Genomic DNA, 15,940 nt, shown 5'->3' on the forward strand with positions numbered 1-15,940 from the left:
AGTATATTAACTTCTATTAAGTAGAACCAGTTTTTGCGGTAAACTGTTGTAAAGTTTAAGGCATAAACGAGTAAGTAACTAATAACAATGAAACGTTTTACCCCCCCGGAGCAGTGGCAGCCAAGTAGTCTGCAAAGTGGTGCATTTTTGCATCTAAATACTCTTTTTAAAATTGATGAGCAAATAAGCTGGCCAACACCACAGTGGTTTGTCCCATACCTAAATGCCATTAATGAAAATAATTTACCGATACGGTTTATTGACAATGCAAAAATAGATTTTGGCGATCGTTATTATGAGCAAGTTATTTTTGAAACTGGCGAAGTGCCCACACGCACAGAAAATTGGCATGATCTATTTGGCGGCTTTATTTGGTGTTTGTTCCCTAAAACTAAAGCACTTATAAACCAAAGGCATGTGCAAGATATTGCTGAGCATGGTTTACAACATCGCACCAAGCACAGAAATGCATTAACACTTTTTGATGAGTGTGGTGTTGTGTTAGCAATAAGCGAGAGTAAGTGGAAGCAGTGGCTTTGCGATCATCAATGGAAAACTGCATTTGTTGAGCATAAAAATGAATGGGGTAAAACTATACAGCCATTTATGTTTGGCCATGCAAATTACGAAATGCTAACTAAACCTTATATAGGTTTGACGGGCAAAGCTTTATTTGTTTTTGTTCCGGATGAAATATTTTGTAAAGATTTAGTAACTCAATACCAGTACCTAGATCAAGCCCTTTATGAGATGATTAAAACCGATAATTGTTTAGCTGATAATAAACAGCTTTCACCATTACCATTATTAGGTGTGCCTGGTTGGCATGATGAAAATACAGATGAAGCATTTTATAACAATACGGACTACTTTAGACCGAAACGAAGGATACGAGCATGATAGAAGTTGCTGGGCTTAAAAAGAAATTTAAGTTAACGAAAGACCATAAAAAAAATAAAGTCGACGAGATAGATCCCCGCGAAGACAAAGATTATTTTCATTCAGTACGTAACGTTAGTTTTAGCTGTGCAAAAGGCGAAGTACTTGGTTTATTAGGTCCTAATGGCGCGGGCAAAACAACCACGTTACGGATGTTATCAACGGCATTGAAACCAGATGAAGGCAGTATCACTATTGCAGGTAACGACATAGTTAAAAAGCCATTGTTAGGGCGCAAGTCCATTGGCTTTTTATCTGGCTCTACCGGTTTGTACGGGCGTTTAACCGTAAAAGAAAATATAGAATATTTTGCCAAACTTCATGGTATGAAAAAAAGTGATATAGCCTTGCGTTGTGAAGAGTTATTCACTTTACTCGATATGCATAAGTTTATAGATAAGCGAGCTGAAAACTTATCAACGGGTATGAAACAAAAAGCGAATATAGCCCGTGCAGTTGTGCATCGCCCAGCAGTAGTTGTACTCGATGAGCCAACAACGGGTTTAGATATTATGACTACACAAACCGTCATTGAATTTATCAAAGGTTTAAAAGCACAAGGAACACCTGTTATTTTTTCGACCCACCACTTAGACGAGGTGGCGTTATTATGTGACCGTGTTGCGGTTATTAATGAAGGTATAAGCTGTTTTGATGGCACTGTTGATGAGTTTAAAAAAGCAGGTAACAGTGATGAATTAAACCAAGCGTTTATGAATATATTAACGGAGAAGCATGATGTTTGAAGTATATAAAAAGGAATTAAAAGAGCTCCTTCGTGATAAAAAAACGCTCATGTTTGTTGTGGCATTACCTATTGTTATTTTTCCATTAATGTTTGCAGTTATTGCATTTATAGGTTCAAAAGCAGCACTAGAGGCAGAACAAAAGGTAAATACTTATGTAATTATTAATGGTGCATATGCACAAGAATTTACAGACAAAGTGTTTTATCACAAAAGTTTTGAGTTGTATAAGGGCAGTAAAACCTTTAACACAGTGGAAGAACTTAAAGCAGGGGTTATTGCTGGCGATATTGATATGGGTATTTATTTACCAACTCAAGCTAAGCAAACACTTGATGAAGGCGAACAAAGTAAATGGGAAATTGTTTTTAACGATTCAAAATCAATCAACTTTTTGTTTGAACGAGTCAAAGAAATTGCCAAGGAATATAGCGATGGGCTGCAAAAAGAAAAACTTCTCAATTATGGCATTAATGAAGCACTACAAAAGGCGTTATTAAAGCCAATAGAGGTTGTTAAAATTGACACTGCAGATAAACGTGAAAACCTAGGCGAAAAAATAGGTGGATTTTTACCTTACTTACTTATTCCTCTGGTACTAATGGGGGCAACTTATCCCGCAATTGATTTGGGCGCAGGTGAAAAAGAGCGTGGTACACTTGAAACGCTTTTACTTACTCCAATTACACGAACAGAGTTAGTACTTGGTAAGTTTTTAACGTTACTTACAACGTCCATTGTATCAACCTCCATAACCGTCTTGAGTATGGGATGTTGGGTTGCAGTGGCATTGGCATTTGCAGATCTAGAAGTAATTAAAACTGCTTTCAGTTCTTTAGCTATTACTGACTTACTGATGATTTTTGTATTGTTATTACCACTTGCTGCCATATTTTCATCGTTGGCCTTGGCCATATCAATATATGCGCGCTCGTTTAAAGAAGCACAAAACTATATGGCACCTTTGAGTATGGGTATGATTTTCCCTATTATTATTTCCGTTTTGCCTAATATGGAGCTAACAGCAAAAACAGCGTTTATTCCGGTTACAAACGTCGCGTTAGCGATTAAAGATATAATTAAAGGCACAGTGGATTACACCTTCGTAGGGCTGATTTTTCTAGCTACAGTGCTAATTGCAGGCGTATTACTGGCATTTTGTATTAAGTGGTTTAACCGAGAAGATGTTTTATTTAGGTAGCGTGTTTTAAATTGGTAAGCAAGTTATGAAAGGCAGCCTTCGCTGCCTTTCATATTTTTAATAAAAGAAAAAAATATAAAAAGCCAATACTGTTCTCGCATTATCACTACCTTCAGCTCTGATTGTTTTGCTAGTAATAATTCAAGCAATTAGTATCCAAGAAAAAACTCTATGTAATCTCTACAAAATAAGTTAAAGCTGAAAATGGCAAAAATAAAAAAGAAACTGGTATATCTCTAGAAAAATATGATTAAATATTAGCTCTAATTACTTTAATGATTTGAGTAGTTAGGTTCAATTTTCACTAATGGAATGAATTATTAAACTCAAAGGAGCTGTTAACCCTAATTGTAGGGCTAATAGAAATTATTATGGAACAACAAAACCAACAAACACTAACCAACCTTGTATATGATATTTATGAGGATCTTGCCCTAATAGAAGATCATCAAGTGCTCATTCAACCTTTACTCAGCGACTTAGTGGCTACAGCGCCAGAGGGCTTTGAGGGTATGGCTACTATGATTAATACGCATATTTCAAACGGCTTTAAATTTAAAAATCCCAAAATTCAAAAGTTTGAGCTCGAATCGGGGTTATTAAAACTTAAAACGTACTTTCAAAAAGTTAACCTTCAATACCAACCTTTATAGTTAATTAAGTACTCACTTATTTTTCATGTTCTTGCAGCATTCGTGTTGCATTAACTTTTTCACTTCAAGGATGATAAATGACACTCATAAATACGAGCATTTTAATGCTGTTTTTACAGCCTTTCTTTGTTTATTTAGCACTTTTTAAACAGTCAAAACATACTATTGAGCCCAAAAGCTCATTAGATAATGAAGATTCAATGTTTTTATTTATCGCCCCTGGCTTATCGGTTTTTTACCTTGATCAGTTTTGGGAGGCGCTGCTTTATTTAGGTAGTGTGTGCTTATTGAGCGTATTGCTAGCTAAAATTGTAGAAAGTAAAGCAAACAAGCGATTGACCAGAGACGATTCAATAGGGTTTACCGTAGCAAGCTTTATATTTTTTGGAATGATAAAGTTAATCATTGTTGCGGCTGCGTACTTTGTTACTGATGACTCTACACACGTTACAACACCAAACTTAAGTCCTTCAGTTGAGGAGCCTTCATTGACTATTAGCCAAATTTTTATCGTGGACTATTTGTATAGTCAGTTTTGGCCTTCGCTGTATTTTCTAGCCTTAATGGTAGTCACCTTAGTATTAAAAATTATTGAGTATCGATTTTCATTTAAAGAGGCGCTATCAGGTATTTTAATTATGCTTAGCGCATTATTAGTAGGTATTTTTCCTTTATTTGGTGGTGCTTATCTTTTGGGGTTAATCGCTAACTTTTTTATCTTTTTCACATTTTGTTCTGCGTGCATTGAAATAGATAAAATAGGGGATGCATCAGGAGGGGCGATTGCTATTTTCTATGGTTATATATTAATGATGGGACTTGGGCTTAGCGTTATTTGTAAGCTTGTTTATGAAGTGTTTTTTTAGTAAATAACGTATTGAGTGATGACTGTTTATTGTTCTAAATGCTTGCGGTTGCCTTTTTATCCAATTAGACTGAATTTTAGGCAACATGGCAATTAATCAATATTTATATACTTTATAAACGTCATTAAATAGCAACACGATAAGTATATTTTAAAGTGAGTATTTGGGAGCTTGTATATTTTGTTATCACGTTTAAAAGCTTATTTTTTGGTAATTGTATCGATTATCATTATTTTTACTACAACGCAGGCTTGTGCAGATATGTTTGGTTTTTTTAATAAGCAGGATTTTATTTTATCGGCTCCAGTAAAGGGGCAGTTATTAGATGATGGGCAGCCCGTTGCAAACACAAAAGTAACGAGAACGCTGATTTATGGCGATGAATATATAGATGAGGCAACAACAGACAGTGATGGGCATTTTTCGTTTCCTAAAAAAGCGATTAAGACGTCAAAACCATCAAATATGTTCGACAACGAGTCATTAATCCAGCATATATATTTAGAAAATGGGACACCAGAGGGCATTGTATTGTGGTACGTGACTGTGTCTTTGCATGAAGAGAGTGGTACGTTAACTGAGCTGTTAACCAGTTTAGTGTGTGATATTTCAAAAGAGCCACAAACATATGACTTACCAATAAAAGAAGCACCTGAACACGTTTTTACAATTTATACGACGTGTAAAATCTAACTTTTTGACAGACTCATTCAAAAGGACTTTATATGAATACTTTAACACCTATGCAAGCAGTACAAATGGCGTCGCTTGCTTATAAAGCTAAAAGCATTAAAAGTACGACTTTACTAAACAACTCCCTGCACCCAGCTTTACGTGGCAATTTCAACTTTGGGGTAAACTCAGAGGCTGTACAAGGAGTGTCAGGTGGATTCTTTTCTCATTTGTTTGGTCTGAGCACTGGCTTTGGTTTGTTAGGTCATGGGCAAGGTATTTACCAAGGTGATTCAGTTATAACAATACGTGGTACAGCATCTTTACGGGATGGACTAACTGACGCACATTTTGGTTTAAGTGGCGGCGCAAACGGTAGTATGGTGCATGCGGGGTTTAATAAAACATTTTATTCGATGAAACCTACGTTGCAAGAATTTGTAACGGCAAACATTCGAGATAAAATAACAGGTTGTGTTCATATTGTTGGCCATAGTTTAGGCGGCGCTTTAGCTACACTTTCTGCCGATTGGATAAAAGCAGAATATTCTCTACCAGTGCAGCTTTATACATTTGGTTCTCCCCGTGTAGGCTTAGATAATTTTGCTAGAGCAGCAACATCAAGAATTGATAAAATTTACCGTTGTACTCATGGCGCTGATCCAGTGGCTAAGGTCCCATTATGGCCATTTTCGCATGCGCCTTATAATGGTCAAGAAATTCGTTTAGATAATGGTCAAGGCTTGAAAGGCGCCGCACATAAATTAAACGGTACGCCTGGCTATATTAACACGGCAAACAGCAGTGATTGGAATAACTTAACAGTACAAGCTAATCATTTTTTAAGTACACCCGTACGTTTACGGTTTGAAGATAGAAACCAAGCTTCATTTAATGCACATTGGTCAGATAAATTAAGTGCAGCATTAATAACGTTGCTAAAAGATGCCGGCTATTACAGTGCGGTTGCTGCACAAGCAGCCATAGGAACTGGGTTAACTTTTTACGATATGCTTGCACGCACTTTAGATAAAATAGCAAAAGCATCAGCTTCTTTTGCAGCGCAAACCTTAGGCTTGCTAGGTCATATGTTAGTGTTTGCAGGTAAAGTGATTAGTACAGTGGTAGAGCTAACCTATAGCTTTATAAAGTCAGTATTTGATTCAACACTCGGCGCTTTATACAGAGCAGCCAGAGAAGGTTTAAACGGTCTAGATTAGGCTGTTGGTAATTTTATTAGAATACTTTGTGACGAACCTCTCTCAAGCTGATATTTTAACACTGCAGAAGTTAAATTCACTTGAGATAGGCGTACTGACGAACATTAAATTCAGAGTATCAATCAAATAGTGATAAAAGCTGAATGCTTTTATTTATTAAGTTTACCTAACAATACTGCACCACTTTGACTATCCCCCAAAAAATCATCTTTATTATAGATAGGACAACTTTTAAGTGACAAGCAACCGCACCCAATACAATCATTTACTTTGTCACGTATACCTTGCATATAAGCAATTCGTTCATCAAGTTGTGCTTGCCATTGCTTAGAAAGCGCTGACCAATCTTGTTTTGTGGGTGTTCTATTATCGGGAAGTGTTGCTAACGTATTTTTAATTTCATCAAGCGTTATTCCCATTGCTTGTGCTGCCTTTATAACTGCAACACGCCTTAATACATCAGGCTTATAGCGTCGCTGGTTACCAGTATTACGCCAACTTCTTATTAGCTGTTTAGTTTCGTAAAAGTGCAAGGTTGATACTTTCACACCACTTCTTTTTGCTACATAACCAACTGTTAAATTAGCTTCTGTGAGTTTTTTTTGATCCGTGTTCATTATTTAACTCCATGAGTTGACCTCAACATAGCTTGAGGTTTTAAGCTGCGTACAACATAAAAAAGGAACTAACAAAATGCAACAAAAACTTAATCGCAGTACGGTTATTATTTATTCATCAGCACGTAAAAATGGTAATACATCGGCTCATGTTAATAGTTTTGCTGAGCAAAATGATGTGCGCGTTGTATGCTTAGATGATTATAAAATATCTCCTTATTGCTACAATAAAAATTATATGAATGACGATTTTTACCAGCTGTTTGAATCACTTTTAAATTACGACCATTGGGTATTTGCGTCTCCAGTATATTGGTACAACACAACAATACAAATGAAGGCTTTTATAGATAGAATCACCGATTACATGGACGATGAACACTTAAAACCAAGATTACGCTTGCTGCGTAGCAAAGATTTTTCGTTGCTATCAAATGCATCATCTATTGAGGCCCCAGAGGTGTTTGTACAGATGTTTAAACAAACTTTTAACTATTTAGGGATGAGTTTTGTAAGCCATCAGCATAAAAATACGCAATCGGCAGTATAATCCGCTGCCTTTTAGGCTTTGCTTCTGGTAATTTGTTAGATTGGTCAACATGCCCTAGTTACTCAATAACACAGGAATGTTTTATGAAATACTTATTATTGCTGTTTTTTAGTTCGCTTTCACTGGCTAATGAACTGGCTATTAAAGACTTTGGTTATTTTTACTCTGTACCGGAGCATGCAAAAATTAACGACTCTACCGTATTTAAAATAGTGTTTGATGTTGCACAAGGGGCTAAAAATGGTGAGCAAAATAATAATATAAATTCACTGGCGCGCTTTATTAATATGCATGTAGCGCACGGTGTTAAATCAGAAAATATTCAGCTTGCGTTAGTGGTTCACGGTAGTGCCAGTTTAGATGTACTCGCTAATACTGAATATAAAAAACGTTTTAAAACCGAGAATAAAAATCAACGTTTAATTAAACAATTACTGGCTAATAATACCGTTGTTTATGTATGTGGTCAGTCGGCTACGCATAATAAAGTTTCGCCAAAGCAGTTAATTGAAGGTGTACAGATGTCTCTTTCTGCCATGACTGCCCATGCGCAATTACAACAGCAAGGCTATACGTTGAATCCATTTTAATGATAAAAAATATTTTATGTTTTGGTGATTCTAATACCTGGGGACTAGATCCGAGTACAGGTAAACGCTTTGACGAAAACACTCGATGGACAGCGAGATTAGCCAAAAAATTAGGTCCAGATTTTAACGTAATTGAAGCAGGGCAACCTAATCGTACTTTAATAAATCTGCCGCCATTTGATGGCGTGCTTTGTGGCGTACGTTATTTAAAACCATATTTAGAACAGTATTCACTTGATGTAATTATTATTGCACTGGGGACAAACGATCTTAAAAAACGTTTTAACCTAACGCCTAAGCAAATTAGCCAAGGGCTTGATTGCTTAATACGTAAAGTTACGTGCTTTTACGATATAAATAAACAACCTAAAATACTCATTCTTAGTCCTGCTTATATAAAAACAGTAGGCCCTTATAAGCACATTTATCAGGGGGCTGAGTGTAAAAACGAAGCAATGTCTGAGCAGTTTAAGAACGTGGCGTTTAAAAATGATGCGCTCTTTTTTGATTTACAAAGCGTGGTAAACGTATCGCCATTAGATGGGATCCATATGAGTACTGATGGACACTATAAAATAGCGGATGCCGTTTTTAAAATAACTAGGGCGTGTTGACCTTTCGTGATTGATTTTGCAGCAGACTGTTTGGTATTTAGGCAAGGCAGAGCCTATGTAGTGTGGTTATTCCCCATAAAGAGGCGATAACGCAGCATAAATACCAAACATGCGCTGCCCTTTGAGCTCGATCTAGGGGCGATTAACTCTTTGTTACTCGATTTTTACTTATTCTTACAGGGATGTAAGCCATTAGAGTAACGCAGGAGCAGTTACCGAGCCCACTAGGTTACAAACCTCGCGCCGCGATTGAATCACCCCTAGATTGAACAAATTTTAATCCACAAAAGTCAACACGCCCTAGGGCGTGTTTTAGTTTGATTTAAAGTTAAGGAAAAGTTTAATAGACCCTAACTTATTGGCATTTAAAAATAGTTATGTAATTATAAAATGTCATTTATAATTACATAGCTATTTAGCCGATAAGGATAGAATGAAAAAATATCAGCAAAAATCAGTAATTGCAGTATTAACCGGTGTAGTAGTTTTTGTAATGGGAAGTTTAATTTTACTGTATTTTGCTGGTCATAAATTAGCCGCTACGGTTAATGATGACGCTAAGCATATTATTAAGCACATAGATGCTGCAGTTGAAGAAAGTAGTCGAATTCTCATTCCATTAAATACACGCATTTTTACGCAGTGCGACGATGCAAACTTGCTCGAAATGCGCCGTGCATTATTTGATGCTAAATATGTCATCGATATTGGTTTTTTCAAAAATGATCAATTAGTTTGCACTACAGGTGCCGGTTTACTTAGCAAAGTGATAGATGATAGAAAACCAGATTTTATTCGCCCTGATAGTAATGTCAGGATCCGTTTTGAACCTAAACTGCGTTTGTTACTTTTTAATGGGCGAGAGATGCCAGTAGTTATAGTGCGTAAAGGCAGCTATAACTTGATAATAGATACGACAGCATTCGTAAATGGTTTAATTACAGCTCATCGTTGGGAGGCAAGTTATAAAGCAGGCAGTAAACTGCATCATTTAGCTGGTCACAACGGACTCTACGATGAAATAACGCACCAGCATCAACTTCCTTTTGAAACTCTATTAAAGTGCAGTGATAGAAGCGCAGGTTATTGTGTTGCAGTCCACATACCGTGGAGCCAATTTTTTGCTAATAATCAGTTATTATTGGTTATTTCACTCATTCTAAATTGTTTGGCTGGTGTATCAAGTGCGTTTATTATTGACTTTCAAATTGCAGCACGTCGCTCGATAAAAGTTCGTGTATCTAAAGGATTGAAAAAAGGCTCTTTTTACTGGACTTATCAACCTATTATTTGTTTGCAAACAGGTAAGGTGGTAGGTTGCGAAGTACTTGCCCGTTTTGAAGATAAATACGGTGTGCTTTACCCGGATGAGTTTATTTCGCAGATCCGTAAACACCATTTAACATGGTCGTTTACTGAAGCAATGATTGCAAAAGTACTCGAAGAGTTAACACCCTTAGAAGCGTTACCTGAGGGCTTTAAAGTGTCGTTGAATATATTTCCGTGTGATTTAGAGCAAGGCAATGTCTCGCTTTTGGCACAAATACCCGAGCTCACGCACTCTCGGTTTATTATTTGCCTTGAAATTACCGAGGATGAATACTTAGATACCAGTATTGCGCATGCGCACTTTAGGACATTGGTCGAATCTGGCTTTCATTTGTCACTCGATGATTTTGGTACTGGTTATTCTAACTTGAGAAATTTGCAAAATTTGAGTTTTCATCAGTTAAAAATAGATCGAACATTTGTGCAAGATATCGCCACTGAGGGTTTAAAAGCTTCTATGATCCCTAATATTATGGAATTGGTGCATAAATTTAATTATACCTGTGTCGCTGAGGGGATTGAAACTAATGAACAAGAAGCGATTTTAAAAACTGCGGGTGTGCATTTTGGACAAGGCTGGAAGTACGGACGACCCATGACAGTGGCTAAATTTAAGACATATTTAACCTGAACTCTGAATAATAAATCTATCTCAAGCCGCTATTTTTAGTGCTAACTGCGTTGCATTTACTTGCAATAAAGTCGTTATTGACGCGTAAATCCGCCTTGTTATTACTAAAAATCTTTGGCTAGAAAAAATAAGTTTAAATACCTTCTAATTCAGTTGGTTAATAAATACCTTAACTCGGGCATGTTGACTGTTTGTTGCTCGGTTTTTACTTATTATTACAGGGATGTAAGCCATTATAGTCACGCAGAAGCAGCTATCGAGCCCACTCGATTACAAACCTCACGCTGCGATTGAATCGTCCCTAAGTTGAACAAATTTCAATCCACAAAGGTCAACAGCCCCTAGAATTCAGGTTATTTAAAACAAACGACTTAGATCTTTATGCCTAGATTAAACGTATATGTATGATATTTATAAAATTTAGAATAGGGCTTTATGATGACCAAATCAATGTTAGTTGCTTGTGCCGTTGTACTCCTTAGTGCATGTACATCCCAGTATCCAAATCAACAAGTTACAGGTAAACAGTTTCCAAGTATTAGTGGCGAAAGTTTAGAAAAAAATATGGTCACTATCCCCAGTGATTTTAAAGCAGATAAAACCTTGATTCTTATTGGCTACAAGCAAGATAGCCAATTCGATATAGACCGCTGGTTAATTGGTTTAGATATGGCAGGGATCACGCTTCCCACTTATGAGTTACCTACTATTGCTGGTATGGCACCCCGTATGTTTAGCACATTTATAGACAGTGGTATGCGCAAAGGTATCCCTAAAGAATTGTGGGGTGGGGTGATCACCATTTATAACGATGGTGAAGCTGTGCAAAAATTTACTGGTAACCAAAGCCCAAATAATTCTCGAGTAGTGCTTATAGATAGCAGTGGTAAAATTTTATATTTTTACGACCGTGGGTTTTCGGTCGATGCGCTAAATAAATTAAAAGCGCATATAGAATGATCAGAATGCTTGCACTCTTTACTTAATATTTTGTGTTTAAGTCGCCCTAGGCTAACGACGTTAAAAATTTCTGATATACGACTGCATAGATGTTACTTAATACTAAAGCATTTTATTTTCATTGGCTATGTTAATAAAAAGAATAAAAAATGAAATTAAAATGTCAAAATTATTTGTAAGTCGTATATGTTTTAGGTAATGTGAGATAAACGTTTTAGGGACGAAGTCTATGTCACAACAGTTATCAGCATTTGTAAAAACTACTTTTCAGTCATCTTTTCATTCTCAAAGCTACACGGCTATTTTAAGAACACTCCATGCTCTTTTTAGTGATGTAAAAATGGATGATACGCTTCCGCAAGCAGATTTTCGCTCTAACCACACTTTATATTTAATAGATGGGAGTACAAGTAATTGGCATGACCTTATTCCTGCTGATGTTATATGTTTAGCTAAGCAATATAATGTGGTTATCTTTAATGTTGAGAGCGACGTGGTGTGTGAAAAAAATTTATTACTGAATCATATCAATGGGGTATTTTATAAGTCAGATGCTGCGGAAATAATCTTCAGAGGCTTAGTTAGAATCAATACTGGCGAATTATGGTTTACACGAAAAATCATATCGAAAACATTTAAAGATATTTTGTCTGTTGCGTCTTCGTTCAATTCATTTAATGCAGATACAGAGCTAAAACAAGATGATTACAACCATTTAACTAAACGCGAAAAATCAGTTATTCATCTCATCGCGCAAGGCGCAAGTAATCACACGATTGCTGACAAACTCAATATTAGTGATCACACTGTAAAAACACATTTATACAGCGCATTTAAAAAAACACACTCTCGGAATCGAGTCGAGTTGGCTAACTGGGCACAACGCTACATTTCTGTATTGCTCCCAATGGCCTAAGGCTTTAATAGGAAATCTCTTACCAAAGCTCAGGTTAAACAAATTTTTATAAAGAAGGCGACTTTAAATCGCCTTTTTCATTGTTTATGTTATTAGCTTACTTTTTTTGCCCATAACCCTTTATCAATACCTTTGGTTATAAGATCTGTAAGTGCTTTTTCTATTGCTTGTGTTACACAAATACTCATAGGTTCGTTATCACTAAAACCGGCTTCAGCCTCGGCTAATCGCTTGTAACTTACATATCTAAAAAAGCCTGCACGCATTTCTTGGCTTAGTACTTTTTTACTGGTGGCGACACTGAGTAATACTTGTCCTGTACGAACGTCCACGGCTCGTAGATATATTGAAATAGCATCTTCTCGATAGAGTTCTGATGCACCAATACCAAAATATTCCATTCCTAACCCTCCCGTTTTTACATTGGTATCGTAGCTGATAATACCGCCCTCTAAAATAATCTTTGCCGTTGTAAGTGGGGGAAGATCAGCTTGGTTAGGATTGTCTGATTGAGCCGCGCGTATTATCTTTCGCTCAGTTAAAATATTTTGTAACCCTTCACGTTCAACAGGTGTAAACCAATCTGACTCATGCAGGGCTTGTATGAGTATAGAATTTGCTCCTTGGGTAACCGCTGTTGAAAATGAGCTCACGTTTGTTTGTGGTTTGTACTGACCTGTTTGATCTCTAAATGAGTACACTGATACCGGTATACTGCCAACAGGTTTAGGCAAGTTTTTTAAGTCCGAAAATAATTCAGTAGGCGCTAAGCTGGCTGCTTTTTGTTGCGATGGTGGGATTAAGTTACCTAAACTTGCGCAGCCACTTAAACTTATTAATATTATTGTTATTAGTAGTTTATACATTATCCAAACCTCGGCACTTCAATGATCACAACCGTATCATCAATTATATTTGTGATTTTTACTGTAATTGTATCAGTGGTGCTAGTAATAATTTCTATTTGATAATCGCCACTCATAAAAATTGAATCTTGATTAAAAATACTGTTTTCAGGATCTTCACCAAAGGCCATATCTGTAATTTCTCTGACCATACGATTTAAGTAGGTGCGCTCTAGAGAGTCTTTAAATTGATCGGCATACCCTTTTTCGATTACAGGTGCTTTATGCTTATTTTGAGCCTGTGCTTTACTTAATAACATATTTGCATTGAGAGGGTTCCCACCAAAACTAGGGTTTATTGGGGTGTAAATTATTTCAGTTGCAGTAGCTGAAAAGCTTAATGTTATTATTATAAATATTATTTTTTTCATTTTACCATCCATTTACAGCCATATCAGGTGTGGATACCGTCATATTTGAGCGAGCCATGGCATCAATAACAGTATAAACTGCTTGCTCAACGCGTTCATCAAGCGGTTCTAGCCTTCGACCTAAGTAAGTTGCATAAACAAGTTGATTATTCATTATTAAAGAAAGTTTTGTGCCAGCTTTGGGGATCACGGTTTCTTTTATCTCAATATTAAAGCCAGCTGTTGAGGGTAAATCCCGCCAGTAGTTCGAAAATTCGTAATAAAATTGATGACCAAAACGGCTAATACTTCTATCGAGTAATAAACCATCTATTTCAAGTTCTTCGGCATATACACTCGGTAAGAAGCAAATCAATAGTGTGAAGATGTATCCACACAGGTTATTTTTATTTTTTTTCATTATTAAATAGGGGAGAGCCACTCTCCCCAGCCTTAGTAATACCAAACTGCATAAATTTTTGACCAATTTAACAAATTAAATTGCACTATAACGTCGTTAAAAACTTTTTATTTAGAACAACTAGATATAAAAATTTTTGCCTAGTTCTAGCGTAATTTTCTTAACATTAAATAGACCCCATATATAAGCAGGTTGATATAATTACATTTGCGTAATTGTTGTTGCGTTTCCATCACCCATTTGAGTAACCGATACCGTACTGTTTACACCAATCACTGAACCTTCAACAATATTACCGTTACCCATTTGAGTTACGTTAAATGTTACGTTTTCACCGCCAACTAAAAAGGCAGATTGTTCCGTGCCACCAACCCAGTTACCTTCGCCTGTTTGTGAAATATCAATACTGTGATCATTGCCTTCAACCATCATATCGATGGCATTTAAATCACCACTTTGTGCTATATCAATTTGGTTATTATTACTCTCTAGAATACCTGCGAGAGTTACAATAGCTTCATTTTCGGCACCATTTTGCGCAATATCAATATCATTATTATTAGAACTTAGTGATACATCTGGGTATGAAGACTGTACAAGCACCGTATTTTCGTCGCCAGATTGTACTAAATCCACATCATTATCAGAGCCATTAAAATTAGCTAAATGAACTGAGTTTGTTGCACCCGTTTGATTAACCATAAATTCATTATCTGAACCAATAACGCCCATGTAAGCTTCATTAGCTGAGCCTACTTGCATTGTTGTTAATTCATTATTATCGCCCACAACATCTATTGTTGTTAGGTTATTAGCATCTACCTGGGTGATGGTTACTTCATTATTCGATCCTTCAAATAAGTTAGATGCTATCTTGTTTGATGAACCTTCTTGATCTAAATTAATTTCGTTATCATCACCTTTCACAGCAGCAAATGTAACAGCATGTGCATCACCATCTTGCTCTATTTTAAGCTCGTTTGCGTCACCTGAAATATCGCTTATTGTTATCGCATTGCGCTCACCGTCTTGTTCAATTTCAAGCTCGTTATCGTTACCTTGTAAAGAACTCACTTTGAACGTATTCCAGTAACCCGCTTGCTCTAAATCAAAGGTATTTTGATCGCCAGTGAGAGTCGTTATTTCAGCTTCATGCCATTGACCTGTTTGAAGTGTGTTTACTTCATTTTCATTACCTTTCATATCGTAGTTGTAAAACCAATGACCACCAGCACCTTGCTCAATATTAATGGTGTTATCATCGCCAGCAATTTTATTTATAGCTTCGTTATTGACTAGAATACCTTGGCCACTTTGCATCACTGATAGGGAGTTATTATTACCCGTAAGCTCAGTTAACGCACCATTAGCAACACCATCTTGAGTATATATTTGTGTATTACTATCGCCGGTAGTTGTTACACCTGTGAAGTTACCTGATTGAGTTTGCGTGACCGTTGTATTATTTTCATTACCCGTTGTTGCAATCTCAAGAGCATTGCTATCGCCATTTTGGGTTAGCACTGCGGAGTTGTTATTTTGCGATTGAGCTAAAGTTATTGCATTAGCAGTGCTGAGCGTCGAAATTTTTGTCCCAATTTCAGAGTTTGATACTGCTTTATTGTTCGTGTCAGCATATGAGGCAAAACTTGTACCCATTGCAATAGCAATCGCACAGCTTAAAAGTGATTTATTTAACTTCATTATTTTCTCCTTGAGATAGTAAAATCAAATACCTTAAATGTTATAGGTTTTATAAG

The 15,940-nt window shown here is 36.4% G+C and carries 18 protein-coding genes; 13 read left to right on the top strand and 5 right to left on the bottom strand.

Annotated features, from left to right (window positions below):
- Positions 1-87 precede the first annotated feature (87 nt).
- The 7 genes from H5119_RS00740 to H5119_RS00770 all read left to right on the top strand — a co-directional run bounded on the left by H5119_RS00740 (position 88) and on the right by H5119_RS00770 (position 6,297).
- On the top strand, positions 88-900 hold the full coding sequence (locus H5119_RS00740; RefSeq protein WP_182700838.1) for a DUF3025 domain-containing protein: 813 nt from the start codon (positions 88-90) through the stop codon (positions 898-900).
- Complete coding sequence (locus H5119_RS00745) at positions 897-1,685, top strand: ABC transporter ATP-binding protein (protein ID WP_182700839.1); 789 nt, start codon at positions 897-899, stop codon at positions 1,683-1,685. Before H5119_RS00740 ends, H5119_RS00745 begins: the two co-directional genes overlap by 4 nt.
- Positions 1,678-2,886, top strand: a complete 1,209-nt coding sequence (locus H5119_RS00750) for an ABC transporter permease (protein WP_182700885.1) — start codon at positions 1,678-1,680, stop codon at positions 2,884-2,886. Before H5119_RS00745 ends, H5119_RS00750 begins: the two co-directional genes overlap by 8 nt.
- A gap of 371 nt (positions 2,887-3,257) precedes the next feature.
- Positions 3,258-3,539 (top strand): hypothetical protein, encoded by a 282-nt coding sequence (locus H5119_RS00755; RefSeq protein ID WP_182700840.1) that lies wholly within the window; start codon positions 3,258-3,260, stop codon positions 3,537-3,539.
- Positions 3,540-3,616: 77 nt separating this feature from the next.
- Positions 3,617-4,405 carry a hypothetical protein gene (locus H5119_RS00760; protein WP_182700841.1) on the top strand — a complete coding sequence of 263 codons (789 nt, stop codon included), beginning with the start codon at positions 3,617-3,619 and terminating at the stop codon, positions 4,403-4,405.
- 180 nt (positions 4,406-4,585) lie between these two features.
- Positions 4,586-5,098, top strand: a complete 513-nt coding sequence (locus H5119_RS00765) for a DUF6795 domain-containing protein (protein ID WP_182700842.1) — start codon at positions 4,586-4,588, stop codon at positions 5,096-5,098.
- 32 nt (positions 5,099-5,130) lie between these two features.
- Complete coding sequence (locus tag H5119_RS00770) at positions 5,131-6,297, top strand: lipase family protein (RefSeq protein WP_077538014.1); 1,167 nt, start codon at positions 5,131-5,133, stop codon at positions 6,295-6,297.
- Between the two features lie 149 nt (positions 6,298-6,446).
- On the opposite strand, the gene soxR is transcribed toward H5119_RS00770, so the two are convergent.
- Positions 6,447-6,914, bottom strand: coding sequence for a redox-sensitive transcriptional activator SoxR (gene soxR, locus H5119_RS00775; RefSeq protein WP_138584265.1), 468 nt, complete (start codon positions 6,912-6,914; stop codon positions 6,447-6,449).
- Positions 6,915-6,990: 76 nt separating this feature from the next.
- Between soxR and H5119_RS00780 the strand changes: the two genes are divergently transcribed.
- The 6 genes from H5119_RS00780 to H5119_RS00805 all read left to right on the top strand — a co-directional run bounded on the left by H5119_RS00780 (position 6,991) and on the right by H5119_RS00805 (position 12,504).
- A complete protein-coding gene (locus tag H5119_RS00780) occupies positions 6,991-7,464 on the top strand; it encodes a flavodoxin family protein (protein ID WP_182700843.1) in 474 nt (157 codons plus the stop codon).
- An 83-nt stretch (positions 7,465-7,547) separates the two neighbouring features.
- Entirely contained in the window at positions 7,548-8,054 is a 507-nt protein-coding gene (locus H5119_RS00785; RefSeq protein ID WP_182700844.1) for a DsrE family protein, read from the top strand.
- Positions 8,054-8,668, top strand: a complete 615-nt coding sequence (locus tag H5119_RS00790; protein ID WP_182700845.1) for an SGNH/GDSL hydrolase family protein — start codon at positions 8,054-8,056, stop codon at positions 8,666-8,668. Before H5119_RS00785 ends, H5119_RS00790 begins: the two co-directional genes overlap by 1 nt.
- A gap of 433 nt (positions 8,669-9,101) precedes the next feature.
- Positions 9,102-10,628 carry an EAL domain-containing protein gene (locus tag H5119_RS00795; protein ID WP_182700846.1) on the top strand — a complete coding sequence of 509 codons (1,527 nt, stop codon included), beginning with the start codon at positions 9,102-9,104 and terminating at the stop codon, positions 10,626-10,628.
- 438 nt (positions 10,629-11,066) lie between these two features.
- Positions 11,067-11,588, top strand: a complete 522-nt coding sequence (locus H5119_RS00800; protein ID WP_182700886.1) for a hypothetical protein — start codon at positions 11,067-11,069, stop codon at positions 11,586-11,588.
- Between the two features lie 229 nt (positions 11,589-11,817).
- On the top strand, positions 11,818-12,504 hold the full coding sequence (locus H5119_RS00805) for a helix-turn-helix transcriptional regulator (protein WP_077538007.1): 687 nt from the start codon (positions 11,818-11,820) through the stop codon (positions 12,502-12,504).
- Positions 12,505-12,596: 92 nt separating this feature from the next.
- Here H5119_RS00805 and H5119_RS00810 read toward each other — a convergent pair whose 3' ends face one another.
- From H5119_RS00810 to H5119_RS00825, 4 genes are all read right to left on the bottom strand, one after another.
- Positions 12,597-13,370, bottom strand: a complete 774-nt coding sequence (locus tag H5119_RS00810) for a CsgG/HfaB family protein (protein WP_077538006.1) — start codon at positions 13,368-13,370, stop codon at positions 12,597-12,599.
- Positions 13,370-13,792 (bottom strand): curli assembly protein CsgF, encoded by a 423-nt coding sequence (locus tag H5119_RS00815; protein WP_077538005.1) that lies wholly within the window; start codon positions 13,790-13,792, stop codon positions 13,370-13,372. The genes H5119_RS00810 and H5119_RS00815 overlap by 1 nt, the downstream gene beginning before the upstream one ends.
- Positions 13,782-14,180, bottom strand: coding sequence for a curli production assembly/transport protein CsgE (locus H5119_RS00820; protein ID WP_077538004.1), 399 nt, complete (start codon positions 14,178-14,180; stop codon positions 13,782-13,784). Before H5119_RS00820 ends, H5119_RS00815 begins: the two co-directional genes overlap by 11 nt.
- Before the next feature lie 201 nt (positions 14,181-14,381).
- Complete coding sequence (locus H5119_RS00825; RefSeq protein WP_182700847.1) at positions 14,382-15,884, bottom strand: curlin; 1,503 nt, start codon at positions 15,882-15,884, stop codon at positions 14,382-14,384.
- Positions 15,885-15,940 lie beyond the last annotated feature (56 nt).

It is taken from the genome of Pseudoalteromonas sp. SG45-5 (genome assembly GCF_014164085.1).
Lineage (GTDB): Bacteria > Pseudomonadota > Gammaproteobacteria > Enterobacterales > Alteromonadaceae > Pseudoalteromonas > Pseudoalteromonas aliena.

What these genes read in the sequence shown, in the direction of transcription:
- H5119_RS00740 (WP_182700838.1), top strand. Translation starts at nt 88, where the DNA reads ATGAAACGTTTTACCCCCCCGGAGCAGTGGCAGCCAAGTAGTCTGCAA.
- H5119_RS00745 (WP_182700839.1), top strand. Translation starts at nt 897, where the DNA reads ATGATAGAAGTTGCTGGGCTTAAAAAGAAATTTAAGTTAACGAAAGAC.
- H5119_RS00750 (WP_182700885.1), top strand. Translation starts at nt 1,678, where the DNA reads ATGTTTGAAGTATATAAAAAGGAATTAAAAGAGCTCCTTCGTGATAAA.
- H5119_RS00755 (WP_182700840.1), top strand. Translation starts at nt 3,258, where the DNA reads ATGGAACAACAAAACCAACAAACACTAACCAACCTTGTATATGATATT.
- H5119_RS00760 (WP_182700841.1), top strand. Translation starts at nt 3,617, where the DNA reads ATGACACTCATAAATACGAGCATTTTAATGCTGTTTTTACAGCCTTTC.
- H5119_RS00770 (WP_077538014.1), top strand. Translation starts at nt 5,131, where the DNA reads ATGAATACTTTAACACCTATGCAAGCAGTACAAATGGCGTCGCTTGCT.
- soxR (WP_138584265.1), bottom strand. Translation starts at nt 6,914, where the DNA reads ATGAACACGGATCAAAAAAAACTCACAGAAGCTAATTTAACAGTTGGT.
- H5119_RS00780 (WP_182700843.1), top strand. Translation starts at nt 6,991, where the DNA reads ATGCAACAAAAACTTAATCGCAGTACGGTTATTATTTATTCATCAGCA.
- H5119_RS00785 (WP_182700844.1), top strand. Translation starts at nt 7,548, where the DNA reads ATGAAATACTTATTATTGCTGTTTTTTAGTTCGCTTTCACTGGCTAAT.
- H5119_RS00790 (WP_182700845.1), top strand. Translation starts at nt 8,054, where the DNA reads ATGATAAAAAATATTTTATGTTTTGGTGATTCTAATACCTGGGGACTA.
- H5119_RS00795 (WP_182700846.1), top strand. Translation starts at nt 9,102, where the DNA reads ATGAAAAAATATCAGCAAAAATCAGTAATTGCAGTATTAACCGGTGTA.
- H5119_RS00800 (WP_182700886.1), top strand. Translation starts at nt 11,067, where the DNA reads ATGACCAAATCAATGTTAGTTGCTTGTGCCGTTGTACTCCTTAGTGCA.
- H5119_RS00805 (WP_077538007.1), top strand. Translation starts at nt 11,818, where the DNA reads ATGTCACAACAGTTATCAGCATTTGTAAAAACTACTTTTCAGTCATCT.
- H5119_RS00810 (WP_077538006.1), bottom strand. Translation starts at nt 13,370, where the DNA reads ATGTATAAACTACTAATAACAATAATATTAATAAGTTTAAGTGGCTGC.
- H5119_RS00815 (WP_077538005.1), bottom strand. Translation starts at nt 13,792, where the DNA reads ATGGATGGTAAAATGAAAAAAATAATATTTATAATAATAACATTAAGC.
- H5119_RS00820 (WP_077538004.1), bottom strand. Translation starts at nt 14,180, where the DNA reads ATGAAAAAAAATAAAAATAACCTGTGTGGATACATCTTCACACTATTG.
- H5119_RS00825 (WP_182700847.1), bottom strand. Translation starts at nt 15,884, where the DNA reads ATGAAGTTAAATAAATCACTTTTAAGCTGTGCGATTGCTATTGCAATG.